The organism is Rhizobium sp. KDH_Rht_773_N (assembly GCF_052946295.1).
Window position 1 is genome coordinate 661,973 of the sequence record NZ_CM129525.1, and the last position, 24,868, is coordinate 686,840.

At 64.5% G+C, this 24,868-nt stretch carries 28 protein-coding genes and 1 pseudogene; 17 read left to right on the plus strand and 12 right to left on the minus strand.

Translation table 11 applies throughout. The features are described 5' to 3' along the window. Nucleotides 1-97: 97 nt before the first annotated feature. Nucleotides 98-1,720 carry an ABC-F family ATP-binding cassette domain-containing protein gene (locus ACU8HS_RS03440; protein WP_112705417.1) on the plus strand — a complete coding sequence of 541 codons (1,623 nt, stop codon included), beginning with the start codon at nucleotides 98-100 and terminating at the stop codon, nucleotides 1,718-1,720. 272 nt (nucleotides 1,721-1,992) lie between these two features. On the opposite strand, the gene ACU8HS_RS03445 is transcribed toward ACU8HS_RS03440, so the two are convergent. Then, a complete protein-coding gene (locus tag ACU8HS_RS03445; RefSeq protein WP_447015404.1) occupies nucleotides 1,993-2,949 on the minus strand; it encodes an SDR family NAD(P)-dependent oxidoreductase in 957 nt (318 codons plus the stop codon). Between the two features lie 101 nt (nucleotides 2,950-3,050). On the opposite strand from ACU8HS_RS03445, the gene ACU8HS_RS03450 reads away from it, so the two are divergent. Then, nucleotides 3,051-3,971 (plus strand): AraC family transcriptional regulator, encoded by a 921-nt coding sequence (locus tag ACU8HS_RS03450; RefSeq protein WP_447015405.1) that lies wholly within the window; start codon nucleotides 3,051-3,053, stop codon nucleotides 3,969-3,971. 146 nt (nucleotides 3,972-4,117) lie between these two features. Further along, nucleotides 4,118-5,023, plus strand: a complete 906-nt coding sequence (locus ACU8HS_RS03455; protein ID WP_112568784.1) for a S1C family serine protease — start codon at nucleotides 4,118-4,120, stop codon at nucleotides 5,021-5,023. A gap of 22 nt (nucleotides 5,024-5,045) precedes the next feature. Here the strand turns inward: ACU8HS_RS03455 and ACU8HS_RS03460 are convergent, their stop codons facing one another. Together ACU8HS_RS03460 and ACU8HS_RS03465 are read right to left on the minus strand one after the other, a co-directional pair. Further along, nucleotides 5,046-5,774: an esterase family protein gene (locus tag ACU8HS_RS03460; protein ID WP_447015406.1), complete on the minus strand. Its 729-nt coding sequence runs from the start codon at nucleotides 5,772-5,774 to the stop codon at nucleotides 5,046-5,048. After that, nucleotides 5,771-6,739 carry an acetylxylan esterase gene (locus ACU8HS_RS03465; protein ID WP_447015407.1) on the minus strand — a complete coding sequence of 323 codons (969 nt, stop codon included), beginning with the start codon at nucleotides 6,737-6,739 and terminating at the stop codon, nucleotides 5,771-5,773. The genes ACU8HS_RS03460 and ACU8HS_RS03465 overlap by 4 nt, the downstream gene beginning before the upstream one ends. Nucleotides 6,740-6,936: 197 nt before the next feature. Here ACU8HS_RS03465 and ACU8HS_RS03470 point away from each other — a divergent pair, with 197 nt between their 5' ends. Genes ACU8HS_RS03470 through otnC form a run of 3 tightly spaced genes read left to right on the plus strand, consistent with a single transcriptional unit; the run spans nucleotide 6,937 to nucleotide 8,981 of the window. After that, nucleotides 6,937-7,089 (plus strand): hypothetical protein, encoded by a 153-nt coding sequence (locus ACU8HS_RS03470; RefSeq protein WP_162706916.1) that lies wholly within the window; start codon nucleotides 6,937-6,939, stop codon nucleotides 7,087-7,089. A gap of 1 nt (nucleotide 7,090) precedes the next feature. Next, complete coding sequence (otnK, locus tag ACU8HS_RS03475) at nucleotides 7,091-8,353, plus strand: 3-oxo-tetronate kinase (protein ID WP_112705422.1); 1,263 nt, start codon at nucleotides 7,091-7,093, stop codon at nucleotides 8,351-8,353. Continuing rightward, the gene (gene otnC / locus ACU8HS_RS03480; RefSeq protein ID WP_113413643.1) at nucleotides 8,346-8,981 is read left to right on the plus strand and encodes a 3-oxo-tetronate 4-phosphate decarboxylase; all 636 of its coding nucleotides are present in this window, start codon (nucleotides 8,346-8,348) and stop codon (nucleotides 8,979-8,981) included. The genes otnK and otnC overlap by 8 nt, the downstream gene beginning before the upstream one ends. A 38-nt stretch (nucleotides 8,982-9,019) precedes the next feature. Here the strand turns inward: otnC and ACU8HS_RS03485 are convergent, their stop codons facing one another. Both ACU8HS_RS03485 and ACU8HS_RS03490 read right to left on the minus strand, forming a co-directional pair. Further along, complete coding sequence (locus ACU8HS_RS03485; RefSeq protein ID WP_447015408.1) at nucleotides 9,020-9,829, minus strand: endonuclease/exonuclease/phosphatase family protein; 810 nt, start codon at nucleotides 9,827-9,829, stop codon at nucleotides 9,020-9,022. A gap of 58 nt (nucleotides 9,830-9,887) precedes the next feature. Next, nucleotides 9,888-10,802, minus strand: coding sequence for an SDR family oxidoreductase (locus tag ACU8HS_RS03490; protein WP_112568687.1), 915 nt, complete (start codon nucleotides 10,800-10,802; stop codon nucleotides 9,888-9,890). A gap of 98 nt (nucleotides 10,803-10,900) precedes the next feature. Here ACU8HS_RS03490 and ACU8HS_RS03495 point away from each other — a divergent pair, with 98 nt between their 5' ends. Together ACU8HS_RS03495 and ACU8HS_RS03500 are read left to right on the plus strand one after the other, a co-directional pair. Continuing rightward, complete coding sequence (locus ACU8HS_RS03495) at nucleotides 10,901-11,470, plus strand: TetR family transcriptional regulator (RefSeq protein WP_447015409.1); 570 nt, start codon at nucleotides 10,901-10,903, stop codon at nucleotides 11,468-11,470. A gap of 126 nt (nucleotides 11,471-11,596) precedes the next feature. Then, on the plus strand, nucleotides 11,597-13,105 hold the full coding sequence (locus ACU8HS_RS03500; RefSeq protein WP_113500519.1) for a mechanosensitive ion channel family protein: 1,509 nt from the start codon (nucleotides 11,597-11,599) through the stop codon (nucleotides 13,103-13,105). A 3-nt stretch (nucleotides 13,106-13,108) separates the two neighbouring features. Here the strand turns inward: ACU8HS_RS03500 and ACU8HS_RS03505 are convergent, their stop codons facing one another. After that, nucleotides 13,109-13,594, minus strand: coding sequence for a YcgN family cysteine cluster protein (locus tag ACU8HS_RS03505; protein ID WP_112568681.1), 486 nt, complete (start codon nucleotides 13,592-13,594; stop codon nucleotides 13,109-13,111). Between the two features lie 190 nt (nucleotides 13,595-13,784). Here ACU8HS_RS03505 and ACU8HS_RS03510 point away from each other — a divergent pair, with 190 nt between their 5' ends. Beyond that, nucleotides 13,785-15,968: a PBP1A family penicillin-binding protein gene (locus tag ACU8HS_RS03510; protein ID WP_112756526.1), complete on the plus strand. Its 2,184-nt coding sequence runs from the start codon at nucleotides 13,785-13,787 to the stop codon at nucleotides 15,966-15,968. A gap of 13 nt (nucleotides 15,969-15,981) precedes the next feature. Here ACU8HS_RS03510 and ACU8HS_RS03515 read toward each other — a convergent pair. Continuing rightward, nucleotides 15,982-16,301, minus strand: a pseudogene (locus ACU8HS_RS03515) (HigA family addiction module antitoxin). Next, nucleotides 16,273-16,557: a type II toxin-antitoxin system RelE/ParE family toxin gene (locus ACU8HS_RS03520; RefSeq protein ID WP_447015410.1), complete on the minus strand. Its 285-nt coding sequence runs from the start codon at nucleotides 16,555-16,557 to the stop codon at nucleotides 16,273-16,275. Before ACU8HS_RS03520 ends, ACU8HS_RS03515 begins: the two are co-directional and overlap by 29 nt. 150 nt (nucleotides 16,558-16,707) lie before the next feature. Between ACU8HS_RS03520 and ACU8HS_RS03525 the strand changes: the two genes are divergently transcribed. Together ACU8HS_RS03525 and ACU8HS_RS03530 are read left to right on the plus strand one after the other, a co-directional pair. Next, nucleotides 16,708-17,295 (plus strand): DUF1214 domain-containing protein, encoded by a 588-nt coding sequence (locus ACU8HS_RS03525; RefSeq protein WP_112568780.1) that lies wholly within the window; start codon nucleotides 16,708-16,710, stop codon nucleotides 17,293-17,295. Beyond that, on the plus strand, nucleotides 17,288-17,836 hold the full coding sequence (locus ACU8HS_RS03530) for a DUF1254 domain-containing protein (RefSeq protein ID WP_112568673.1): 549 nt from the start codon (nucleotides 17,288-17,290) through the stop codon (nucleotides 17,834-17,836). The genes ACU8HS_RS03525 and ACU8HS_RS03530 overlap by 8 nt, the downstream gene beginning before the upstream one ends. An 82-nt stretch (nucleotides 17,837-17,918) precedes the next feature. Here the strand turns inward: ACU8HS_RS03530 and ACU8HS_RS03535 are convergent, their stop codons facing one another. After that, nucleotides 17,919-18,317, minus strand: coding sequence for a VOC family protein (locus ACU8HS_RS03535; protein ID WP_112568671.1), 399 nt, complete (start codon nucleotides 18,315-18,317; stop codon nucleotides 17,919-17,921). A gap of 91 nt (nucleotides 18,318-18,408) precedes the next feature. On the opposite strand from ACU8HS_RS03535, the gene ACU8HS_RS03540 reads away from it, so the two are divergent. Then, nucleotides 18,409-19,131 carry a helix-turn-helix transcriptional regulator gene (locus tag ACU8HS_RS03540; RefSeq protein ID WP_112568669.1) on the plus strand — a complete coding sequence of 241 codons (723 nt, stop codon included), beginning with the start codon at nucleotides 18,409-18,411 and terminating at the stop codon, nucleotides 19,129-19,131. Nucleotides 19,132-19,249: 118 nt separating this feature from the next. On the opposite strand, the gene ACU8HS_RS03545 is transcribed toward ACU8HS_RS03540, so the two are convergent. After that, complete coding sequence (locus ACU8HS_RS03545; protein WP_447015411.1) at nucleotides 19,250-19,669, minus strand: winged helix-turn-helix transcriptional regulator; 420 nt, start codon at nucleotides 19,667-19,669, stop codon at nucleotides 19,250-19,252. Nucleotides 19,670-19,779: 110 nt separating this feature from the next. Between ACU8HS_RS03545 and ACU8HS_RS03550 the strand changes: the two genes are divergently transcribed. The 3 genes from ACU8HS_RS03550 to ACU8HS_RS03560 all read left to right on the plus strand — a co-directional run bounded on the left by ACU8HS_RS03550 (nucleotide 19,780) and on the right by ACU8HS_RS03560 (nucleotide 21,509). Continuing rightward, nucleotides 19,780-19,932, plus strand: a complete 153-nt coding sequence (locus ACU8HS_RS03550; RefSeq protein ID WP_447015412.1) for an NmrA family NAD(P)-binding protein — start codon at nucleotides 19,780-19,782, stop codon at nucleotides 19,930-19,932. A gap of 38 nt (nucleotides 19,933-19,970) precedes the next feature. Then, nucleotides 19,971-20,737 (plus strand): IS5 family transposase gene (locus ACU8HS_RS03555; RefSeq protein WP_447014811.1). Its coding sequence is split into 2 segments (ribosomal slippage): nucleotides 19,971-20,295 and nucleotides 20,295-20,737, totalling 768 coding nucleotides; the frame shifts between segments, so codons are not numbered across the junction. Continuing rightward, nucleotides 20,676-21,509 carry an NmrA family NAD(P)-binding protein gene (locus ACU8HS_RS03560; protein ID WP_447015413.1) on the plus strand — a complete coding sequence of 278 codons (834 nt, stop codon included), beginning with the start codon at nucleotides 20,676-20,678 and terminating at the stop codon, nucleotides 21,507-21,509. Before ACU8HS_RS03555 ends, ACU8HS_RS03560 begins: the two co-directional genes overlap by 62 nt. Nucleotides 21,510-21,597: 88 nt before the next feature. Here the strand turns inward: ACU8HS_RS03560 and ACU8HS_RS03565 are convergent, their stop codons facing one another. Then, a complete protein-coding gene (locus ACU8HS_RS03565) occupies nucleotides 21,598-21,768 on the minus strand; it encodes a hypothetical protein (RefSeq protein ID WP_377313153.1) in 171 nt (56 codons plus the stop codon). Nucleotides 21,769-22,311: 543 nt separating this feature from the next. On the opposite strand from ACU8HS_RS03565, the gene ACU8HS_RS03570 reads away from it, so the two are divergent. Next, a complete protein-coding gene (locus ACU8HS_RS03570; RefSeq protein ID WP_112568663.1) occupies nucleotides 22,312-22,518 on the plus strand; it encodes a hypothetical protein in 207 nt (68 codons plus the stop codon). 258 nt (nucleotides 22,519-22,776) lie between these two features. Beyond that, nucleotides 22,777-23,820, plus strand: coding sequence for a DUF2336 domain-containing protein (locus ACU8HS_RS03575; RefSeq protein ID WP_113500524.1), 1,044 nt, complete (start codon nucleotides 22,777-22,779; stop codon nucleotides 23,818-23,820). 73 nt (nucleotides 23,821-23,893) lie between these two features. On the opposite strand, the gene ACU8HS_RS03580 is transcribed toward ACU8HS_RS03575, so the two are convergent. Continuing rightward, nucleotides 23,894-24,814, minus strand: a complete 921-nt coding sequence (locus ACU8HS_RS03580; protein ID WP_112756540.1) for an AraC family transcriptional regulator — start codon at nucleotides 24,812-24,814, stop codon at nucleotides 23,894-23,896. Between the last annotated feature and the right edge of the window lie 54 nt (nucleotides 24,815-24,868).

A 24,868-nucleotide genomic window follows, 5' to 3' on the forward strand; every position in this document is an offset into this window, starting at 1 on the left:
TGCAAAGATCACAGCTTCATGACGCGGAAAACCTGCGACACGGGCGAAAACCCGTGGCATAAGGGCGCCAAAATTCTCCCGAGCTTTCACGTCAGACATGATCCGTATCGAAAATATCAGCAAGCAGAACAGCCACCGCATCCTCTTCATCGAAGCCACCGCCGCCCTCAACCGCGGCGAAAAGATCGGCCTCGTCGGCCCGAACGGCGCCGGCAAGACGACGCTTTTCCGCATGATCAACGGCGAGGAACTGCCGGACGAGGGCCAGGTCTCCGTCGAAAAACATGTGACCATCGGCTATTTCAACCAGGATGTCGGCGAAATGTCCGGCCGCAGCGCCGTTGCCGAGGTGATGGAAGGTGCCGGCCCCGTCAGTATCGTCGCCGCCGAGCTGCGCGAGCTGGAAGCAGCCATGTCCGATCCCGAGCGCATGGACGAGATGGACGCGATCATCGAGCGTTACGGCGAGGTGCAGGCGCGCTACGAGGAGCTGGACGGTTATGCGCTGGAAGGCCGGGCGCGCGAGGTTCTGGCGGGCCTGAGCTTCAGCCAGGAAATGATGGACGGCGATGTCGGCGCGCTTTCGGGCGGCTGGAAGATGCGCGTGGCGCTCGCCCGCATCCTGCTGATGCGCCCGGACGTGATGCTGCTCGACGAACCGAGCAACCATCTGGATCTCGAAAGCCTGATCTGGCTGGAGGAATTCCTCAAGACCTACGAGGGCGCGCTGCTGATGACCTCGCACGACCGCGAGTTCATGAACCGCATCGTCACCAAGATCATCGAGATCGATGCCGGCTCGCTGAACAGCTATTCCGGCGATTACGGCTTCTACGAGCAGCAGCGGGCGCAGAACGAGAAGCAGCAGCAGGCGCAGTTCGAGCGCCAGCAGGCGATGCTGGCCAAGGAGATCAAGTTCATCGAGCGTTTCAAGGCGCGCGCCAGCCATGCCTCGCAGGTGCAGAGCCGCGTCAAGAAGCTGGAAAAGATCGAGCGCGTGGAGCCGCCGAAGCGCCGCCAGACGGTGGCTTTCGAATTCCAGCCGGCGCCGCGTTCGGGCGAAGACGTCGTCAACCTCAAGAACGTGCACAAGAAATACGGCAGCCGCACGATCTATGAGGGGCTGGATTTCATGGTCCGCCGCAAGGAGCGCTGGTGCATCATGGGCGTCAACGGTGCGGGCAAATCGACGCTGCTGAAACTGGTGACGGGCACGGCCGAGCCGGATGCCGGCACGGTGACGATCGGCGCCAGCGTCAAGCTCGGCTATTTCGCCCAGCACGCCATGGACCTGCTCGACGGCGAGCGCACCGTGCTGGAATGGCTGGAGGATTCCTTCCCGCTGGCCGGGCAGGCGCCGCTGAGGGCGCTGGCCGGCTGCTTCGGCTTTTCGGGCGACGACGTGGACAAGCGCTGCCGCGTGCTTTCGGGCGGCGAAAAGGCCCGCCTCGTCATGGCCAAGATGCTGTTCGACCCGCCGAACTTCCTGGTGCTCGACGAGCCGACCAACCACCTCGACCTCGACACCAAGGAAATGCTCATCAAGGCGCTCGCCGATTTCGAGGGCACGATGCTCTTCGTCTCGCACGACCGGCATTTCCTGGCGGCCCTTTCCAACCGCGTGCTGGAACTGACACCCGACGGCATCCACCAGTATGGCGGCGGTTATACCGAATATGTCGAGCGCACCGGCTACGAGGCGCCCGGCATCCACGCATAGAGCGTTCCGTTTTTCTTCGAACAACGAAATGCTCTATGCGCCTGTTCTGCGCAATTCCGACGCAGAACCGCTACGCACTTCTGCTGGAATTGCTGTGCCCCTGTTTTACGCAATTCCGGACGCAGAACCGCTGCGCACTTCTGCTGGAATTGCTGTGCCCCTGTTTTACGCAATTCCGGACGCAGAACCGCTACGCACTTCTGCTGGAATTGCTGTGCCCTTGTTTTACGCAATTCCGGACGCAGAACCGCTACGCACTTCTGCTGGAATTGCTATGCCCGCCTGAAGGCATCTACGCCGGTCAGTTCCGCCGAGAGCGCCCAGAGGCGGGCCGCCTCGCCGGGATCGACGGCATAGGCGCGCACGCTGGTTTCCGCGCCGTCGTCGGAGACGGATGCGATATCGCAATCGGCGCAGTAGAGGCCGCCGAGCCCTGCAAGCTGCGGCGAGGTGGCCGCCCAGACCTGGGTGGCGGCGCCCTGCTCCGGCGTCTTGAACGTCGGGTCGGCGAGATTGCCGTCGGCGTCGATCCAGCCGGCGGCGACCATATCCGCCTTCTCCAGATGCCGCTGCAGCGGCGTCAGGATCTTGCCGGGATGCAGCGAGAAGGCGCGCACGCCGGCATCGCGGCCCAGGCGGTCGAGATGCACGGCGAAAAGTGCGTTTGCGGTCTTTGCCTGCCCGTAGGCCTGCCAGCGGTCGTAGCCATTGGCGAAGTGGATATCGTCCCAGCGGATCGGCGTGATGCCGTGGGCGGCCGAGGAGACGGAGACGACGCGGGCTCCCCCTGATATTGCCGGCCAGAGGCGGTTGACGAGAGCGAAATGGCCGAGATGGTTGGTGGCGAACTGCGCCTCCCAGCCCGGCCCGACCGGCGTTTGCGGGCAGGCCATGATGCCGGCGCTGTTGATGACCATATCGGCCTTGCGGCCGGAGGCGACGAAGCGCCCGGCGAACCGCCGCACGCTGTCGAGATCGGCGAGATCGAGCCTGTCGACCTCGATATTGGCGATATCGGAGAGTGCCCTGGCCGCCGCTTCCGGCTGGCGCGCGCCGACGAGCACATGGGCGCCGGCCCGCGACAAGGCTTTCGTCGTTTCCAGCCCGAGGCCGGAATGGCCGCCGGTGACGATGGCCAGCCGGCCTGCAAGATCGATGCCTTCGAGCACGTCGTCGGCCGTCGAGCGGGGGCCGAAGCCGGAACCGATCGGGTGTTGCGCCTTTTCCATAAAAGTCTCCTTTCTGCTTCCGGCCGCAGGGTAAGGCGGTGGCGCCCATACGATCCATGCGTTAAAGTCCATGATATGTTTGCGATCGTCCGGATTTTGCCATGAACTCCCCTTCGGTTGACCCGCTCTCCGATGTGCTGGCGCTGCTGAAGCCGAAAAGCTACGTCTCGCTCGGGCTCGATGCCGGCCGCGACTGGGCGATCGATTTTCCGCCGCCGCAGGGCATCAAGTTCAACGCCGTTCTTTCCGGCGGCTGCTGGCTGGAGGTGGACGGGGCCGAGCCTGTCAGGCTCGAAGAGGGCGATTGCTTCCTGCTGACGCAGAGCCGGCCTTTCCGGATGGCGAGCGACCGCGGCCTGCCGGCGATCCCGGCCGACGACATCTATGCCCATGCCAAAGACGGGGTGGCGACCTGCAACGGCGGCGGCGCCTTCTTCCTCGTCGGCAGCCGCTTCGGCTTTTCCGGCGCCGGCGCCGGCCTGCTGCTCGGCATATTGCCGCCGGTCGTCCCTGTCAGCGCGCGTTCCGACCAGGCCTCGGTGCTGCGTTTTGCCATCGACCAGATGGCGCGGGAATTGCGCGGCCGGCATCCGGGCGGTTTCCTGATGACCGAGCATCTGGCCCATATCATGCTGGCGCAGATCCTCAGGCTCTATCTTGCGGCACCCGATACGGAAGGCACGGGCTGGCTGTTTGCGCTTGCCGACCGGCAGATCGGCATGGCGATCGGCGCCATGCATGCCGAACCCGCGCGGCGCTGGACGCTGCAGCAGCTGGCCGCCATGACCGGCATGTCGCGCTCCTCCTTTGCCGAGCGTTTCAAGCAGAAGGTGGGCGCCGCGCCGATGGATTACCTGACCCGCTGGCGGATGATGCTGGCGGGCGAGCGGCTGGCCAATGGCAGCGAGCCGATCGGTAAGATCGCGCTTTCGCTCGGCTATGAATCCGAAAGCGCCTTCAGCACCGCCTTCAAGCGGGTGATGGCGCGCTCGCCGCGGCAATACGGCCGCAGGCCGGGGTAAAAGACCGCAGCCGGCGGGTCTTGCAGGATCGCCTGTCGTTTCATACCTATAGAGGGAATGGTATGCGTCCGGCGGCCCCTGCCGGCCCTCGCATCGTTCTGGGCAGCATTCTCGGCCTCCGCGCCGCGCCTTACGAGGATGAAACCATGAATATCGACAGGATTTTACGGTCAGTTGTGGCCGTTCGCGCCTCCATCCCCGAAGATGCCTTTACCGCGAACACGCTGGGCACCCGCCGGGAAGGAAGCGGCGTCGTCATCAGGGAAAACGGGCTGGTGCTGACCATCGGCTACCTGATTACCGAAGCAGACGAAATCTGGCTGACGCGCCATGACGGCAAGGTCGTGCCCGGCCATGCGCTGGCCTACGACCAGGAAACCGGCTTCGGCCTCATCCAGTCGCTGGCGCCTCTCGACCTGCCGGCGCTCGAAATCGGCGACAAGGTCAAGACCAGGGTCGGCGATGCCGTCATCTTCGCCGACGGGCTCGGCGAATTCGTGCAGGCCCATATCGTCGCCAAGCAGGAATTTGCCGGCTATTGGGAATATCTGCTCGACGAGGCGATCTTCATCGCCCCCGCCCACCCCTCCTGGGGCGGTGCGGCGCTCGTCAGCGACGACGGCAAGCTGCTCGGCATCGGCTCGCTGCGCCTGCAGATGGTGCAGGGCGACGAGGTGGCCGACATCAACATGGTCGTGCCGATCAACCTTCTGCCGCCGATCCTCGACGACCTGCTCAACCGCGGCCAGATCGACCGCCCGCCCCGCCCCTGGCTCGGCGCTTTCTCGGCCGAAAGCAACGGCGAAGTGGTGGTCATGAGCGTTGCCAAGGGCAGCCCCGCCGCGCAGGCCGGCCTGCAGCAGGGCGACGTGATCTCGGAAATTCGCGACGGCGAAGTGGACGGGCTTGCCGATTTCTACCGCAAGGTCTGGAAGAGCGGCCCGGCGGGCGCGGAAATCCCGATGCGCGTGCTGCGCAACGGCCGCGAGGCCTGGCTGCGCATCAAATCCGCCGACCGCAACAGTTTTCTCAAGAAGCCGCTGATGCAATAGTGCCGGCGTCCTTGCCGGCATCCTAGATGTAAAGCGGCGCCATCCGCCGCCAGGCCCCGGCGCGGTGCGCCCTGCCGTCCCAGAAATGCAGCTGGTGGCCGACGCCCTTTTCCGCGAGCAGGCGGCTCAGGTGGCGGTTGTTGTCGAGGAAGGGGTCCTCGTTGCCGATGGTCAGCACGATATCGACCTGCCGCAGCTTCTCCAGCCGCCAGCCGGCGGTGAGCCCCGGCAGGAAATGCGTCGGCATGTGGAAATAGACCGTTTCGTCGTAATAGCCCTCGAAGAGATCGGCAAAGGATTCGACCTTCATCGTCAGGTCGTATCGGCCGGAAAAGGCCACCAGCTTGCGGAAGAGATGCGGGTGGCGGAAGACGAGGCTGGCGGCCTGGAAGGCGCCGAGGCTGCAGCCGTGGACGATGGTGCATTCGTGGCCGTTGCGGCTTTCCATCAGCGGCAGGACCTCGTTCAGCACATATTCCTCGAACGCGACATGGCGGCGGATGCGTTCGGCCGGGTGGCGGGCGAAATCGTAGAAGGTCTCGCTGGCAAGGCCCTCGATGCAGAAGAGCTGCAGCTGCCCGGCCTCAAGCTTTTCGGCGAGGCTGGCGACGATGCCGAGATGTTCATATTCCCAAAAGCGCCCTTCCCGCGTTGGGAACATCAGGACTTTGGCGCCGGCATGTCCGAACACCAGAAGCTCCATGTCACGATGGAGCCGATCGCTGTACCAGCGCAGATATTCTCGGTTCATAGACCCCTGAAAAACCGCCCGACTCGCTCACGCAGCGCAGTCTGCTGCACTGCACTATCAGCATAGTCGAAATGGCCGGCGTCCAGGATGAAGATTTCGTTAAATTTTGACTTCGGCAGAGCGTTCGCCACGGCGAACTGACAGGGCGGCGCCACTGCCGGATCGAAGCGTGCGACGGCCGCCAGCATCGGCACGGTGATGCGGGCCGCTGCCGTTGCGGCATCGAAAAGGCGCAGCTTTTCAAAGACATCGGGATGGGTCTTTGCGTATTCCTGCACCGAATGGGCGCTGCCGACGGTCGGCAATGTCAGCCAGCGCTTGCGGTCGCCGAAGGTCGGCACCGTCAGATGGCCGCGCCTGATCCTGCCGTCGAAGGCAATGGCGAGCGCGCCGATGCCGCCGCCGAAGCTGATGCCGCTGTAGCCGATATGGCCGTCGATGGCCGGATAGAGCGCAAGCAGGGCGGAAACCGCGACCCAGACATCCTCGACGCAGCCGCCGATGACGTAACGGTCGGGATCGTCGATCTCGTGCAGCACGTGCCAGGGGGCGTCCGGCGAGATCGGCGGGTGGATGCTGCGCGAGGGCATGCCGCGCAGACAGGGAAAGAGGATGGCCGTCTCCTCCACCGGCAGGTCGAATTCCGGCTGGTCGCGGCCGCCGTAACCGTGGCCGACGATCAGGCCGCGCCGGACTTGCCCCTGGCGGGGCGTCAGCAGCCAGCCGCCGATGGCGATGCCGTCGGTGGAGGTGTAGACGATATCGCGCACCTGCCAGTCCGCATGGGCATCGCCGCTCGGGCTCAGGCGCGGCTCGGGCCGGACCGCGAGCGCCCGGCCATACCGTTTCTGCCAGAAGGCATCGAAGCCCGGCGGGGCTTGCGGCGGGCGGATTGCCTGCAGCCCGGCCAGCGTCATGCCGTAGGTGGGGTCGAAGTCGAAAGGATGGTCTGTCGGGATGCTCATGCGCTTCTGTTGCCGCGAAACGGCGGCCGTCGCAAGGCCCGCGGCCGGTTCCAGCCACAGTCAAACCGGCGGCTGCGGCCGAAATTGCGTGACAGCCCTGCCCGGCTGGTCTTAACTGTCGGGCGCCGCCGGGGCCGACTCGGGCGGCGGCATATCGTGGTCTGCGTTCGTTTCACCGGTCGGAGGGACCGTTTCAAATGAAAATCCTTGTGATCGGCGCGGCCGGGACGAGCGGTCGCAGGCGCGGCCGCGCTCTTGCGCCCGGCTTCACAGCCGGGACATGCCTTGACGACATTATCCGCGTCCGCATCGAGGACGCATTGAACAACAGACTGCCGGAGCCTGCCTGACATGCTGCTTGGAGCCATTGCCGACGATTTCACCGGCGCCAGCGATCTTGCCAATACCCTTGCCCGCGGCGGCATGTCGACGATGCAGTTCGTCGGCCCCGGCCGCGGCAAGGTGAATTGCGAAGCCGGCGTCGTGGCGCTGAAGACGCGCTCGATTTCGGCCGAGGACGCCGTGTGGCAATCGATGGACGCGGCGCGCTGGCTGCTCGACCAGGGCTGCGAGCAGATCTTCTTCAAATATTGCTCGACCTTCGATTCCACGCCCGAGGGCAATATCGGCCCCGTCGCCGAAGCGCTGCAGCGGCTGACGGGTGCCAACGTGACCGTGGTCTGTCCGGCCTTTCCGGCAACCGGCCGGCGGGTCTTCATGGGCCACCTCTTCGTCAAGGACAAGCTGCTGAACGAATCCGGCATGGAGAACCATCCGCTGACGCCGATGACCGATCCGGATATCCGCCGCTGGCTGCGCCTGCAGACGCGCGGCGGCGTCGGCAGCATCACGCTCGACACGGTGCGCGAAGGCTCCGCCGCCATCCGCAGCCGGTTGCGCGACGAGCTGACCGACGGCAACCGCCTCGTCGTCGTCGACGCCATCGAGGATGCCGATCTCCTGACCATCGGCGAAGCGGTCGTCGACCATGCGCTGGTGACGGGCGGATCGGGCCTGGCGCAGGGGCTGGCGCGCAATTTCGCCATGCGCGGCAAACTGTCGGACCTTCCGCCTGACGTGCCGGCCGTCGACGGCCCCGGCGTCATTCTCTGCGGCTCCTGCTCGCTCGCCTCGCAGAACCAGGTCGCCTGCCACCTGCAGAACCATCCCGGCCTTTCCATCGATCCGGCCGCCATCGTGCGCGGCTCCATGTCGGTGGAGCACGCCGCCCGCTGGGTGGCCGCCAACGCGGCCGACAATCCGATCGTCTATTCCACCACCTCGCCCGATGTCGTCAGCTTCGTGCAGCAGCGTTTCGGCCGCGAGGAATCGGCAAGGATCCTCGAAGATTTCTTCGGCAGCCTTGCCAGGCGGCTTGCCGATTCCGGCACGCGCCAGATCGTCGTCGGCGGCGGCGAGACCTCGGGCGCGGTCGTCGAGGCGCTCGGCCTCAAGCAGATGACGATCGGCGCGGAGATCGATCCCGGCGTGCCGGTTCTCGTCTCCGAGCGCGGCCGGCCGATGCGGCCGATCGGGCTGGCGCTGAAGAGCGGCAATTTCGGATCGCCCGACTTTTTCGCCAAGGCTCTCGACAGGATTGCCGGCCATGAATGAGACAGAATTGCGCCAAGCCATCGTCCGCTGGGGAAAATCGCTGTTCGAGCGGGGGCTTACGGCCGGCTCTTCGGGCAATATCTCGGTGAAGACGGCGGACGGTTATCTGGCGACGCCGACCAATTCCTGCCTGGGCTTTCTCGATGCCGAGCGCCTGTCGAAGCTCGACGGCGACGGCAGGCACGTTTCGGGCGATGCGCCGACCAAGGAACTGCCGCTGCATTTCTCCTTCTACGAAAAGCGGCCGCAGACCGGCGCCGTCGTGCATCTGCATTCCACCTATGCGACCGCCCTTTCCTGCCTTGCCGATACCGACCCAAGCGACGCCATTGCGCCGCTGACGCCCTATGTCGTCATGCGCGTCGGCAAGGTGCCGGTCGTGCCTTATACGCGGCCGGGCTCGGCGGACGTGAAGCCGCTGATTGCGCAAATCGCCGGCGAACACAGCGCCGTGCTTCTGGAAAACCACGGGCCGATCGTTTCGGCCGCCACGCTCGATTCGGCCGTCTTCGCCATCGAAGAGCTGGAAGAGGCGGCCAAGCTTTCGATCATCACCCGCGGCATGAAAGTGCGGCATCTGAACGGCGCGCAGATCGCCGATCTCGAAAAGCACTTCAAGCTGCGTTGATTGCGGAGGCAGGGCCGCCGCGCACCTGCCGGAATAGTTCAGGCAAGCTCGATCAGCAGCGCCCGGTGATCGGAAACCTCGGGCGCTTCCACCACTTCGAAACGCTCCACCGTAACCTGCGGCGTCACCAGCATGTAATCGGCAAAGCGGCCTTCCTTCGGATAGAGCGAGGTGCGGGTATCGGTAAAACCCCGGCCGGTGACGAGATCGTCGAGGCCGAGGCGACCGAGCTTTTCGAAGGTTATGCTGTCGGGCAGCACGTTGAAATCGCCGCAGACGACGAGGCGTTCGTCACCCGGCCAGAGGCGTTCGATCAGCTCGACCAGCGCGTCGGCCTGGGCGTGGCGGGCGGGAATATCGCCCTTGCCGGCAGGATCGCGCAGGCCGTGCAGCTGGGCGATGGTGAGCGAAAAGCCGCCGGCACAATCGAACAGGCGGATGCAATGGGCGTTGCGCGAGCGCGGATGCTCGCCCCAGCCGTCGGGCGAAAAACGGCCGTGGATGAAATCCGCCGCCTGGCCGATCACCGGGTATGACCTGCGCACGAAGGTGGCGATGCCGAATTCGGTCGGGCAGGCCCTCGCGCCGTGGTAGAGATCGCCGCGCGCAAACGGGCAGAAATAGCCGTCGTGATCCGGAAGGACGGCGGCGATCTCGTCATAGAGATGGGCGCGCTGCGGCAGCACGATGCCGCCGTCGCGATATTCCAGCCAGTGCGGCGCATCGGCAGCCGAGCGCACCACTTCCTGCAGGCAGAAGACATCGGCATCGGCCGTTGCGAGATAATCGATGAGCGGCGCGTGGACGCTGCCGCCCCAGGCATTCAACGAAACGATACGCAGAGACATGCACACTCCCTTTCGGGCGGGAGACTAGCAGATTCGCCTGCGGATGCCTCATGGAGCATCAGCGATAGCCGGTATCGTCAGCCGGCCTGCCGGGTTCCTGCACCTCGGCGAGGTAACGCCAGCAATCCGGCCGGGTGCCGTCGAGATCGGTGAAGCCGTAGGCCTCGGCCAGCCGGAAGCTGGAGAGCGACTGGCCGTTCCACCGGCCGCGGTCGGGATCGGCGGCGAGTGCGGCGACCGCCCGGCCGGTGAAACGCGGCGTTTCCGAGATGACGAAATGCGGCTGGACCTTTGCGCCCTCGCGCCAGTTCTCCTCCGTCACGCCGAAGATTTCGAGCATCATTTCCGAGCGCATCCAGCCCGGCGACAGCGAGACGGCGGTGGCGCCGTGCGGCGCCAGATCCCTGGCATGCGCCCAGGCCATGCGGTTCGTGCCCGTCTTGACCAGATCGTAATAGGGGCAGAGCCGGTAATGGGTGGCGTTATAATCCGCCGTGCCGTCAGTCATCTCCACCAGCAGGCCGCCCGGCCGTTCGATCATCAGCGCCAGAGCGTAACGGGCGGTGATGAAATGGGTGTCGAGCGCAAGCCGCAGCATGCGCAGGCCCTTGTCGAGCGAATGTTCCCAGACCGGCTTGTCCCATTCCGTCAGGTGCTCGCCGCCCCAGATATCGTTGACGAGGATATCGAGCCTGCCCTCTTCGGCGCGGATGCGCTCAACCAGCGCCTCCACCTGTTCGGGCACCAGATGATCCACCTGCACGGCGATGCCGCGCCCGCCGGCCGCGTTCACCAGTTCGGCGGTGTCCTCGATCGTTTCCGGCCGGCCATATTCGGATTGCTGCGTGCGGGTGGTGCGGCCGGTCACATAGACGGTCGCACCCGCCGCGCCCAGTTCCACGGCGATGCCGCGCCCTGCCCCGCGCGTTGCGCCGGCAACGAGCGCCACCTTTCCCTTCAGGTCCACTGTCACTTCGCTCTCCTCCCCGCTAAAAACATCCGGCCGAACCGGCGAACTTGTATATAAACGAATGTTCGTTCATAAATACGGCGAAAGCAAGAGGAGATTTCATGCCGCGCCCGCGCACGCTTTCCGACGAACAGCTGCTGTCGATGGTTCTCGACGTGATCCAGTCCGAGGGGCCGGATGCGGCCACTTTTGCGGCGGTCGCCAGGGCGAGCGGCCTTTCCGGTTCGACGTTGGTGCAGCGCTTCGCCACCAAGGCCGGCATGCTGCGCGCCGCCCTGCTCCATGCCTGGGACCGGCTGGACGCGCAGACGGCACGGCTTGCCGCGACACTGCCGAAGACGGCGGACGGGGCGATTGCCCTGCTGAGCGGTCTTTCGCAGGACTATGGCGACAATCCCGCCTCCTATGCGGAAGGCCTGCTGCTGCTGCGCGAGGATTTCCGCGATCCGGTGCTGCGCGCCCGAGGTGCGGCCTGGGGTGCGGCGCTGACGGAGGCGCTGGCCGCGCGCTTCGAGGGGACGGCGCAGGCGCGGGCCATTGCCCGGCTGATGCTTTCGCAATGGCAGGGGTCGCTTCTGTGGTGGGGCTTTTCGTCCGAGGGCGCGGTTGCCGATTACGTGGAACGGGAGTTGCGGCTCTTTCTTGCCGCGCTTGAACCCCGGCCAAACTAGGGCCTGCTGCGGGTTTCCGCCCGTTTGCGGCCGGGCCGGTCGGCCCGGCAACCTATACGTTCGTGTCCGGGACAGGCCTTGCGCATTCGTGATATAGCGGCAGAGGCTCCAACCAGGAACGGATGCATGTCATCGCCAATGCTGGAAGATCCGCTGTTCCAGTTCGTCGTCCTCGTATTGTTCAGCGCGGCGGCACAATTCATCTTCAGGCGAAACCCGACCTTCCGGCTGATCGCCAACATCTTCTTCTTCGCGCTGCTGACCTCGCTGCTCGTCAAGCACAAGATCGCGCCCTATACGTCGGACATGGGCGAGGCCCAGGACCTGTTCCGGCGCATCTTCGTCGGGATCGCCAAGGCCGTCTGGTGGATCGGCGGGGCGATGGTGCTGGCAAGCTCGGTGCGGCTCTTCCTGATCTTCGAGCGCATACCGCGCGAAGGGCGGCTGCTGCAGGACCTGCTCGTGGCGATCATCTATGTCGGCGCGGCGCTGTCGGTCGTGTCCTATGTCTTCGACGTCCCGGTCGGCACGCTGATCGCCACGTCGGGCGTCTTCGCCATCGTGCTCGGCCTTGCGCTGCAGAGCACGCTGAACGACGTGTTCTCGGGCATCGCGCTCAATCTCGGGCGGCATTACAGCGTCGGCGACTGGATCGTCCTCGACGACGGCGTGCAGGGCCGCGTGGTGGAGACGAACTGGCGCTCCACCCACCTTCTGAACGGCACCAACGACCTCGTCATCGTGCCGAACAGCGCGCTCGCCAAGGCGCGGTTGACGAACCTGACGAGCCCCGAGGAAGCGCACGGCGTCTCGCTGAAGATCCGGCTGGTGCCCTCGAACACGCCGGCGGCGATCGAGGAAACGATGCGTGCCGTGCTGCTCAGCAGCAACGCCATCCTGAAATCGCCCGCCCCCGTCGTCAGCGTTACCGGGCTCGACAGCAATGCCGTCGAGTTCGAGCTTTCGTTCCGCGTTTCCGGGCTCGGCGAGGCGACCGCTGCCCGCAACGAGATCTACGATCTCATCTATCGCCATGCCAAGGCGGCGGGGCTGCAGCTGGCCTCGCCCGCCGGCTCGCCGGCCGCCCCCGTTGCCGATCCGGCGGAGGCGGCGGGCAAACATCCGAATTCCGCCTGGCGGCTGCTCAACGCCATCCCGCTCTTCTCGACGCTGACGGAAGACGAGAAGGAATCGCTGGCGGCCGACATGAAGCGGCTGAGCTTCCGCAAGGACGCGCTGATCGCGACGCAGGATACGTCTCTGACCTCGCTGATGATCGTGCGGCGCGGCGTGGCCGTGGTGGAGCGCAAGGAAGGCGGCGAGACGATCGAGCTCGCCAGGATCGCGCCCGGCGATCTCTTCGGCGAACGCGGCGTGCTGATGGGGGCGCTGGAGCCGGCCAATATCCGCGCGCTCACATCCGTCGTGGTCTACGAGATCGCCAAGGATCACCTGGCGGCGATCATGCAGGAGCGGCCGGCGCTGGCCGAAGAACTCGGCCTCTTGCTGTCGCGGCGGATCGAAGCCGAAAAACACCATTTCAGCGCCGGCGTGTCTGCCGAAGCCAGCCACCCGACGACGCTTTCGACGCGCATCCGGCACCTGTTCCAGATCCCGCACAGCAGCTGGCAGTAACCGTCAGCCCGCCTTTTCCACCGGCTCCCCGGCATCGTCCCCGACGGTCAGCGGCCAGTCGACGACGTAATCCTCGAAATCGTCGAGATCGACATCGTTCTCGCTGACGGTGCGGCCGCGGGCGGAAATGCCGGCAAGGTGGACGGTCTCGGGATCGCCCGAGACGAGCGGATGCCACCAGTAGAGATCGCGGCCCTCATTGACGAGGCGATAGCCGCAGGTCGGCGGCAGCCATTCGATCTCGGGCACGTTTTCCTTGGTCAGCTGCACGCAGTCCGGCACGAAATCCCAGCGGTTGGCATAGCTGGAACAGCGACAGCTTTCGCTGTCGAGCAGCTTGCAGCGGATCGAGGTGAAATAGACGTCGCCGGTATCCCATTCCTCGATCTTGTTGAGGCAACAGAGGCCGCAGCCGTCGCACAGGCTTTCCCATTCCTCGGCATTCATTTCGGCAAGCGTCTTGCGCTTCCAGAAGGGCAGATCGTTCATCGTTCGTTTCTTGCAACAGCCGCCCGCAAATTCGCGTGACGACCGTTCAACTCTCTTGTTCTCGTGCGCAAAATCAACCAATTATTCAACATGCTCCGGCTAACCGGAGAGTCAGGCGGCCCTTTCAGGCCCCGTTCCGGCGTCCGGGTTCAGAACGGCCGCCGAGCGCGATCAGGCGGGAATACAGGACGTGCAGGACCCAGACAACCCCGATAGTGGGACAGATAAACCCGAAGGCGGGCAAGGCAAGACGCCAGGCAGGCGGGAAGGCAAAAACCGCCACCTGCTGCTGCGCATCGATTCGTGGATCGATTCGACCGTCTGGAATGCCGGTTTTCGCGCCGCCGAGATCTGGGAAGACACGACCATCTTCTTCCGCCGCTTCCGCATGCGCGGCTGGAAACGCGCGGTTTTCGAACTGGCCGGCGAAGGGCTGTCGCTGGGCGCGGTCGGCATGGTGCTGATGCTGGCGCTCGCCCAGCCGGCCTTCGAGGCCACCAAGGAAGACTGGCGCAACCGCGGCGATTTCGCCGTCACCTTCCTCGACCGCTACGGCAACGTCATCGGCCATCGCGGCGTCATCCACCAGAATTCCGTGCCGATCGACGAATTGCCGGATTCGCTGATCAAATCGGTGCTGGCGACCGAGGACCGGCGCTTCTTCGACCATTTCGGCATCGACGTAATCGGCCTGTTCCGCGCCATGGTGACGAACGCCCAGGCCGGCGAGGTCGTCCAGGGCGGCTCGACACTGACGCAGCAGCTTGCCAAGAACCTGTTCCTTTCCAACGAACGCTCGATCGACCGCAAGATCACCGAGGCCTTCCTGGCGCTGTGGCTGGAGGCCAACCTCTCCAAGAAGGAGATCCTCGCCACCTATCTCGACCGCGCCTATATGGGCGGCGGCACGTTCGGAGCGGCGGCGGCGGCGCAATTTTACTTCGGCAAGAACATTACCGACGTGAACCTTGCCGAATCCGCCATGCTGGCCGGCCTGTTCAAGGCGCCGGCCAAATATGCCCCGCACGTCAACCTGCCGGCGGCGCGCGCCCGCGCCAACGAGGTGCTGACCAATCTCGTGCAGAGCGGGCTGATGACCGAGGGACAGGTGATCGCCGCGCGGCGCAATCCCGCCACCGTCGTCGACCGCAACGAGGTGGAATCGCCCGACTTCTTCCTCGACTGGGCCTTCGACGAGGTGCAGCGCCTGTCGCCGCGCTTCCACCAGCGCTCGCTGATCGTGCGCACCACGATCGACATGGGCATCCAGCAGGCGGCCGACGATTCCATCGAGACGTCGCTGCGCGAATATGGCGAGGCCTATCACGCCAAGCAGGGCGCGATGGTGATGATCGAGAACGGCGGCGCCGTGCGCGCCATGGTCGGCGGGCGCGACTACGGCGAGAGCCAGTTCAACCGCGCCACCAAGGCGCTGCGCCAGCCGGGCTCCTCCTTCAAGGTCTATACCTATTCGGTGGCCATGGAGAGCGGCATGACGCCGAAGACGACGATCATCGACGCGCCGATCTCCTGGGGCAACTGGAGCCCGCACAATTACGAAAACCGCTATGCCGGCCGCATCACGCTGGAAACCGCGATCGCCCAGTCGATCAACACGATCCCGGTGCGGCTCGCCAAGGAAAAGCTCGGCATCCAGCCGATCCGCGCCATGGCCAAGGCAATGGGCGTGGAAACGCCGATCCGCGACGACGTGACGATCCCGATCGGCACGTCGGAAGTGACGGTGCTCGACCAGGCGACGGCCTATGCCGTGTTTCCGGCCGGCGGCTACCAGTCGCGCCGCCACGGCATCACGCAGATCCTCGATTACGACGGCGATATTCTCTACGATTTCGACCGTGACGAGCCGCCCGCCCAGCGCGTGCTTTCCGAACAGGCAGATACCTACATGAACCAGATGCTGTCGCGCGTGCCCTATGTGGGCACGGCGCGCAAGGCGGCGCTCGACAACGGCATCCTCACCGCCGGCAAGACCGGCACGACACAGGCCTATCGCGACGCCTGGTTCGTCGGCTTCACCGGCAACTACACCTGCGCCGTCTGGTTCGGCAACGACGACTATACCTCGACCAACAACATGACCGGCGGCTCGCTGCCCGCCATGACCTTCAAGCGCGCCATGGACTATGCCCATCAGGGCGTGACGCTGCGCGCCATTCCCGGCGTCGACAACCCGTTCCCCTCCGAAAAGGACGTCGCCAAGGCGCAGGCCAACAAGCCGAAGGACGGCGTGCCGACGCTGATCCGCCCGCGCATGCTCTCCGTGCAATCGACGAACATCCTGAAAGGCATCGGCGAGAAGCTGAAGGATGCCGCGCCGCTCGAAATGCAGAAGGTGGCGAGCGCCGAGTAGGGATGCGAGCCGTTCAGGCGGCCCGCGAAGTGATCGTCGCCAGATCGCCGCCGATCCCGTGGCGCCTTTCCATCAGGTCGCAATCGGCCTGGAGGCCGAGGAAGAAACCTTCCGACAGGCCGAAATAGCGGGCCAGCCGAAGGTCGCTGTCGGCCGTGATGCTGCGCTTGCCCGGCACGATTTCATTGACACGGCGCGCGGCACGTGGATCGCGCGCGCCAGGGCGTTCTGGCCGAGGTTCAGCGGCTTCAGGAACTCCTCCAGCAGGATCTCGCCCGGATGGGGATTCGCAAGAAGAGCGTCTTCAGTCGTGATGATCGACGATTTCGACATGGTGAGCCGTCCCCTCTTCCCGGTTGAAGCAGATGCGCCATTGATCGTTGATGCGGATCGAAAATTGTCCGCGCCGGCTTCCCTTCAGGGCTTCCAGCCGATGTCCGGACGGCATGGGCAGATCGTCCACCCGCCTCGCCTGATTGAGCAGGCGCCGCCTGCGCAGCGCAACGGCCTGGATATCGGGCGGCAATTTCCGGCTTCTTGCGCCGCTCCGGATTCGTTCCGTCCCGGCGTCGGCGAAGCCCGCGATCATGGGCGTTTACAACGCCTTGCGCCATATGAAGCAAGGCGTTATAGCCTTTTGCGCCGGGGACACATCGCCTCACGGCATTCCACCCTGCCAGAATCAGTGATAACCCTTTCAACTGATTTGATCTTCAAGTTTGATCTTCAAGGGCGCAAGGTGTTTCGGTTTCCCCTTTTCATCCTGGTCACGCTGATCGTCGCCTTCGGCGGCGGCATCATGATCTCGCTTTACGCGCTGGATGCGACGCAAGGGTTCGGGGCGATCAAGCTCGGCGCCTGGGAGGCCTTTCCCGAACTCCAGACCGTCGATGCGGACCCCTATGCGAAATCGCACCGGGCGCGCGCCGGCAAGCTGCTCTACGGCAGCGCCGAGGGCCTGACCTTTACCGCCAGCGTGGACGACAGCGGCGAACGGCTGAACGCCGCCTGCCGCTACCGCATCGTCGGCCAGACGCCGCCGGCGCGGCTGTGGACGCTGTTTACCGCCGACAATTCCGGCAACCCCGCCTCGCTGCAGCAGACCCTGCCGGCGGCACTGAATTCGTGGACGGTGCTGCGCCAGCCCGACAGCAGCTTCACCATCGACATCGCCACGCGCGCGGCACCCGGCAACTGGCTGGCGCTGCCGCAGGCCGGCACGTTCCGGCTGGTGCTGACGCTGTTCGACACGCCGACGGCCGGCAGTTCCGGCGTGATCGACCTTTCCATGCCGAAGCTGACCAAGATCGGGTGCGGCAATGCTTAGGCTGTTCTTCGCGCTGCTGGCCGGGCTTTTCGGGGCGGCACTGCTGCATCTCGTCATCATTCTGGCGCTGCCGCACTTCACCGGGCGCGACGCGGCGACGCGGGTGGAGGCGGAAGGCGATCCGAACAATTTCTACCTGCTGACCGGCCGCTACGACGAGGCTGGGCTTGCCAACGGCGATCCATTCGTGCGCACCGCCGTCTGCTCCTTCGATGTCGGCGAGGCGCCGGTGCATTTCACCGCCAAGGGCAACGTGCCCTTCTGGTCGATCGCCATCTACGACAGCGCCTCCAACGAGGTCTTCAGCATGAACGACCGCACCTCCGTCGGCGGCGCGCTCGATGTCGTGGCGGCCGGCCCGATCCAGCTGACGGACCTGCGCAAGAACCTGCCGCAGGACCTGCAGCAGACGATCATGGTGGAGATGACGCATCCCGAAGGTTATGCGGTGCTGCGCACGCTGGCGCCGCAGGCAAGCTTCGACGAAGCCGCGCGCGCTTTCCTCACGGGGGCGGGCTGCGACGAACTCGACGTCCGCTAGACGCCACAAGGATCAAGGAATGACCGCCCCGCTATCGCACCGGATGCGCCAAAGCGGGGCCGCCGAAGTTCAGAACCGGAGTTCAGCGGTTTTCGAAACGGGCCTTGGCCGGTTCAGTCGCCGGCATGTAGAGGCTGACCAGCGTTCCCTCCGGATCGCGCAGCTGAAAGGTCTGGTTGCCCCAGGGCAAGAGCTTCGGCGGGTGGACAATCTCGACAAGCCCCTTCAGCCTTTCGAACTCCGCTTCCAGATCGGCCACCTGCAACTCGATGATGGCGGTGCGGTTGGCGCCTGGCTCGGCCGTCCCCTCCTGGAAAAGAGCGACGGTCTCCGCGCTGCCAATGGCGAGGGTCGCGGATGGCGTCACGATCTCGGCGAAGACGGGGGCCAACCACTCGGCCGTTAGACCCGTGAGCATTTCGTAGAAGGCGACTAGGCGGTTGATGTCCTGCGCGATGAGGCGAAGAGAGGCGAATTTCATTTTGGTCTCCTGTTTCGACCCGATCGATGATCGGAGCAGGAGCCTTGTAGGTGAATGCTGCTGCCAGCATTATGGCAACAGGAGTCAATGAATGCGCAGCGCCGACCGTCTTTTTCAGATCATCCAGATCCTGCGCCGCACATCGCGGCCAATCACGGCTGCGGCCATCGCGGCCGAGATCGAGGTGTCACGGCGCACGGTCTACCGGGATATTGCCGAATTGATCGGCCAGAGGGTTCCGATACAAGGTGAGGCAGGCCTGGGATACCTGCTGGCGGACGACTATGAGATGCCACCGTTGGCGCTGAGCCCGGAAGAGGCCGAGGCGCTCGCGCTCGGGGGGCAATGGGTCGCTCAGCATCCGGATCAGGCACTTGCCCGACTAGCGCAGGACGCCTTGTCGAAGATCCGGTTTGCATTGCCTGAAGGCAGCCGTTTCGTGCTGGAACAGCCGACGCTGGGCATACGTCCCGTCGACACCGCCGCTCAGGAGAAGCTGGATACAACGCCGGTGCGAGATGCGCTTCGGCGGGGACGCGTACTGGCCTTCACCTACTGCACGCTGGAAGGCACGGCCAGTCAGCGCTGCGTCTGGCCGATCCTTCTAGGCTACGATGACGTACATTGCCTGCTGATCGCCTGGTGCGAACGGCGCGAAGCCATCCGCCATTTCCGCGTCGAACGCATGTCCGACATCAGGGTTCTGGAGCGCAAACCGCCACGGCGGCGTCACGAACTGCTGCGGATATGGGAGGAGATGAGGCGCCGCGTCACGACCGACCTGGCGGCCACGCAGCCCGACGAGCCAGAGTGATCCCGTCTCTCTCGTACATGCGGTTCTGCGCGTCAGAACAATCGACGCAGGTGTCCGTTGCTCCCGCGTGCAATGGTTTGGCTCGCGAATTCGTGCATCGTGGATGCGCCGCGCGTCGTCACGTTGCTTTGCCGTTATGTTCCGCAGCCAGTTCGCCCTGATCGTAGATTCGCCTGCATTCCTCGATGCGCGGCAGATTATCCCATATCCAGGTGTTGACGCCCTCGAGTACACGCAACAGTTCCGCGCCCATATCGGTCAATTCATATTCAACGCGCGGGGGGACCTCGGGAAAGTAGTGGCGCGTCACCAGCCCGTCTCGCTCAAGGTTCCGCAAGCTGAGCGTCAACATACGCTGGGTGATCCCGTCGATCGCCGACTGGAGGGCCGAGAAGCGAAGCCTTCGCCCGCTGGCGAGCGACAGATGCCAGATCACTTGAGCGGTCCATTTGTCACCCAGTTTTGCGCAAATGCCGTTGGCCGGATACGGCTTGAAGCGACGGCCGTCATTTGTCTCGTTTCCTGCAGTGCTGACCATCGTCTTCTCCAAAACATACATCTTTGTGCCTGAGGCTCAGGAATGTGCCGTCTTCCGGCCCGGCGAAAACCGTATATATGGATAGCCCTTGTTCAACACGAGGGCATCCCATGTCACATGATCGACTTCCAATTCTGGTCTTCGGCGCCACCGGCCGGCAGGGCGGATCCGTTGCCAGGGCGCTACTGAAAGCCGGATGGCCTGTCCGAGCCTTCATACCCGATCCTTCTAGGGACTGTACTCATAAACGGGATTCCCTTTGAGGGTCGTTCATGATTCAAACTCCGAAGGAGGAGTTTGCATGGCACGATTCGACCTCACTGATCGGGAATGGGCGCTGATTGCGCCGCTTCTTCCCAACAAGCCCCGTGGCGTGGCGCGGGCGGATGATCGGCGCGTTCTGAACGCGATCTTCTACATCTTGCGAACCGGCTCGCCGTGGCGCGATCTTCCGGAGCGCTACGGCCCTTACACGACGGCCTACAATCGCTACAATCGGTGGGCCAAGGCGGGCGTGTGGCTGCGGGTCTTCGAGGCGCTTGCAGCCGCTTCGCCCCAGTCGATGCAATTGATCGATTCCTCCATCGTCCGCGCCCACCAGCACGCCGCCGGTGGTAAAAAGGGGGTCCGGATCACGCCATCGGCCGGTCTCGTGGAGGACTGACCAGCAAGATTCATGTCGTGGTCGACGAACGGGGCTTGCCGGTTCGGCTCGCGCTGACGCAAGGGCAGGCTTCTGACAAGGCCGCCGCGCCCGGCCTGCTCGAAAGGCTTCCTTCAGCGTCTGTCGTCATCGCCGATCGTGGCTACGACTGGCAGCACCTAGTCGACCTGGTTCGACAACGCGGCGGCGAGGCCCACATCCCAACCCAGCGCGACCGCAGGGTCCAGAGATCAGTCGATCCAAGCCTCTACCGACAGCGCAATCTCGTCGAACGCTTCTTCTGCAAACTCAAACACTTCAGGAGGGTTGCCACCCGCTACGACAAGCTCGCCACCAACTTCCTTGCTGCCGTCGCTCTCGCCTCGGCTAGGCTGTGGATGCGAATTTATGAGTCCACGACCTAAGCCCGCGTCGCTTGCCCTGCAGCAAGCCGGCGCCGAGCTGGTGCGCGGGTCATTCGAAGAGACGGCGACAATCGAGGACGCGATGAAGGGCATATTTGGCATCTTCAGCGTGCTGCCCGGCAATCTGTCGGCGGAAGACGAGGTCCGTTACGGAAAGACCATCGCCGATCTGGCCGCAAGGAGCCGGATCGATCACTTCATCTATTCCTCGGGCGCGAGCGCCGGTGACAAGTTGACCGGCGTTCCACGCTTCGATGCCAAGCCGCGTATCGAGGAGCATATCCGCAAGCTACCGCTCACCGCCACCATTGTCCGACCGATGATCTTCATGGAAATGCTCGTTCGGCCCGGCTTCGGGCTCGAGGATCGACGGCTGCTCTCCCTGATCCGGCCGGATCACGCGATACAGCTGATCGCGGTGGAAGACATAGGGAAAATCGTTGCGGCGACTTTCGCGGACACGGCCCGGTTTGGTGGCGTGACAATGAAAATTGCCGGCGACAGATTGACCGGCCACGATTTGGCCGCCGCCTTCACCGAGGTTGCCGGCGAACCCATCGTTTATGCCCGGTTTGCGGATGATGTCCTGGCCGCTAATGCCGACCTGGCGCAGATGGCTTCGAGCCTGGAAGACGGTCCGCTTGCCGAGCGCGTCGATTTGAACCTCATGCGCGAACTCAATCCGGAACTCCTCTCGTTCCGGTCCTGGCTTGCCGGCAGCGGCCGGGCCGCGCTCCGTGCCGTACTGCGGAAGCCTGGCGCGGCCGTGTAGAACCTGTCCCACGGTGCCTCTCTCCGAGCCGGCGACGGCAATGCGCCGCCAAAGGCTGGGGTCAAACACCTAGGGTTGTTTTCGTGTCTTACTTGTTCTTGACGCGCGGCGCAGAATGCGCCGGTTTCTTGTCGGACGTTTCGGCGATCCGTTCGTAACGAACGCCGGTGAACCAGAGGATTTTTGCTTCGCCGGGCTCCTTGCCCGTGCGGCGCGGCTCCTCACGCAGCCGATCCGCCAATGCGACTACAATTGCCATTCTCGTCTCCATGCACTGCCCGAGACGGATGAACTTGCGATGGATTTCACCCTGCCCGCCATGCTGCGGGCCAGCGCGTCCTCAGGCGCCGGGTGGACCGGACCGAGGGCATTCGCGCCTTTCTCACGGCACCTGACTGAAATACCGTGATGCTGCGGAGCTTCCACGATCCGTATTCTCCAAATCGCGTCGTTCCTGTCCGAATTGATACACACGACCGTTAACAGATTACTAATATTCAGCCACTGCTCTCAGCAGTCTGCTCGACGCTGAGATAACGCGCAGAACAGTTGTTTGGTTTCAGTCGCGGCCAAGAAAAGAAGGGCCGCAAGGGGCCGGATAAAATTAGAAACAATTCATATAGTTAATCGCACATACCCGCAGAATCGGCGGCTGCGGGGCCGCTGTTGCAAATATACGTCACAAAAATATTAATTGCGGCGGGGGCGGCTGCGTGTATTCTGCCCCCATCGGCCGAAAGTTTTCAGGCGTCGGCCGCTTGGGAGATCATACGCGCTCTTGCCGTCAGACGGAGAGCAACCCATGCCCTTTCTGTATAGTTCCGCATTCACGCCGGAAGATCTGGATGTATTGCGCGGCGCGCTGGATGCTTGGTGCGCGGAAAAACATATCGACATCGGAAGCGTCGAAGCGCAGTTCGCCGCCTCGACCGCACTCGACCTTTACGAATCGGGCCACGACAGTCACGACAAGCTGCTGTCGGCGCTGAGGGGCCGCAAGGGTCTCTAGATTCTTCGCCGGCTATTTATCCACATGGCTGATTGACGCAAATCGCCCCACTTCCGGGGTGCGCGGATTTATTTTGCCGGCTTACCAAGTGGCGACACGCGAAACGTGTATAATTCTGTTGCATTTTAATAGAATCTTCAGCATGCATTAACCCTGCCGGTGTAGGATTTGTTCATAACCGTATGGTCTGACGCGCGTCCCGCCAGCGCTTGTCGGCCTACGGTTTCCCGCTCGTTCTGCGTTTTTCAGGGTGTTCGTGTGCGTGACCGGTTTCGAGACCTAGAAGGCCCCATGGCCATCAGGAAGAAGGACGTGGTGTTAATGGCGACTGTCAGCAGTTTCGAGAACCTGTCGCATCCGACACGCTCCGAACTGCGCCAGTTTGCCGAACTCTTCATGCCGCTGTTCCAGGCCTCCTCGGAGGAGGCAAGGCGCCAGGCCGTGGCGGCCCTTTCCCAGTGCGAGAACATGCCGGCCGCCGTCGCGCTCTTCATCGGCAACCAGCCGATCGAGGTCGCAGCCCCCTTCCTTACCGCCTCCAAGGCAATCAGCGACGACACGCTGATCACCATCGCGCGCACCCATGGCGCGGCGCATGTGAAGGCGATCGTCAGCCGCGACGCGCTGTCGCCAAAGGTCATCGACGCGCTGGTGGCCCTGCGCCAGGCCGAGCCGCGCCCCTCGGCCGCAGCCCCCGCCGAGCCGCCGGCCATGCCGCTTTCGCCCATGCCGGCGGCAACCGAAGCCGACCAGGAGGAGGCACGGCGCCTTGCCGGTGAAGAGGCGCTGCGCGAGCGCATCCGCGGCCTTGCCGGCCATCTCGGCCGCGATGACGAGGACCGGCTTGGCCTTCGCACGCTCTCTCCCATTCAGGAGGCGCTGCTGGTGCGCTTTGCCCGCACGCGCGAGGCCACGCATTTCGCCACCGCCCTTGCCGATGCGCTGTCGGCCAGCCGGTGGCTGGCCGAGCGCATCATGCTCGACCTCTCGGGCCAGCAGCTCGCCACGACCCTGACGAGCCTCGGCATGGGCTTCCTCGATGCCGTCTTCGTGCTGGAAAAGCTCTATCCGCATCTTGGCGAGGTGCAGCACAATGTCAGCCGCGCCTTCCTCATCCTCGACGCGCTGGACCCGGAAGAGTGCCATGCCCGCGTGGAGGCCTGGCGGCGGGCCGACAGCTATACCTACAATCCGCAGAGCCCCGCCGCCGCCCAGCCGGCGGCCCCGCCGCAGGCTCCGGCCCACCGCTTCACCCGGCAGGCGCCGCTGCGCGATCTGAAGAGCGTCATCCGGGCGCGCTGAACGCATTTGAGGCGAAAGCGGTATCGCCTTCGATGCTCTGGCGCATTGTTTTCCCTGCAATTCTGGGACTGCTCTAGCCGTTTTGCCGGTCGCGCCGGTACTGCTGCGGCGCAATGCCGTTGATGCGCTTGAACGCATTGCTGAAAGCGCTTTCCGACCGATAGCCCAGCGAATAGGAAATGGCCGAGATCGGCTGCGCGCCCGAGCGCAGCGCCTTGGCGCCCAGCCGCATGCGCCAGCGCAGCAGGTAGTCGAGCGGCGACATGCCGGCAAGCTTGCGGAACCGCAGCGCGAAATTGGAGCGCGACATGCCGGCGGCTTCGGCCAGATCCTGCAGCCGCCAGTTCCGGGCGGGATCGCCGTGCAGCAGCCGGATCGCCGCGCCGATGCGCCGGTCGGCCAGGGCCTGCAGCCAGCCGGGCGTTGCCGCCTCCGCCTGATCGAGCCAGACGCGGATGAGCTCGACGAAGAGAAGCTGGGCCAGATGATCGGCTGCAACCGAGCCGCCGGGGCGCTTCTCGTCCCATTCCTCGCCCAGCCGCGCCAGCAGCCAGCGGATGGCGGCCGCCTGCCGCGACCTGCCGCTGACGAAGAGGATCGGCGGCAGCGCATCGAGCAGCAGGCCGGCATCGGCATCGTCGAAAGTCACGCGCCCGCCGACCGCAAACAGACCCTCGCCCGGCAGGTCGGGACGGATGCAGGCGGTGTGGTCGGGGCCGAACACCTCGGAGGGCGAAACAGGCGGCAGCGACGGGTCGCTGCACAGGACATGCGCGCCGCAATTGACGAGCAGGAAACAGTCGCCGGCCTCCAGCCGGCGTGCCTGCCCGCCCTCCGAGACGAGATAACAGCCGCCTTCCAGCACGGCGTTGAACTTCACCCCATCGGAGGCGAAGCGGATCGACCAGTCGCCCCTGGCCCGGAGACTGGCCGACAGCAGGCTCCTGGCCGAGAGCAGCGAGAGGACATCGGAAAGAGGGTCGGCAGCCAGCATTTAGGACGATCACGCAAGCAGATTGGATTTCATAGCATGGATCATCCTACATCC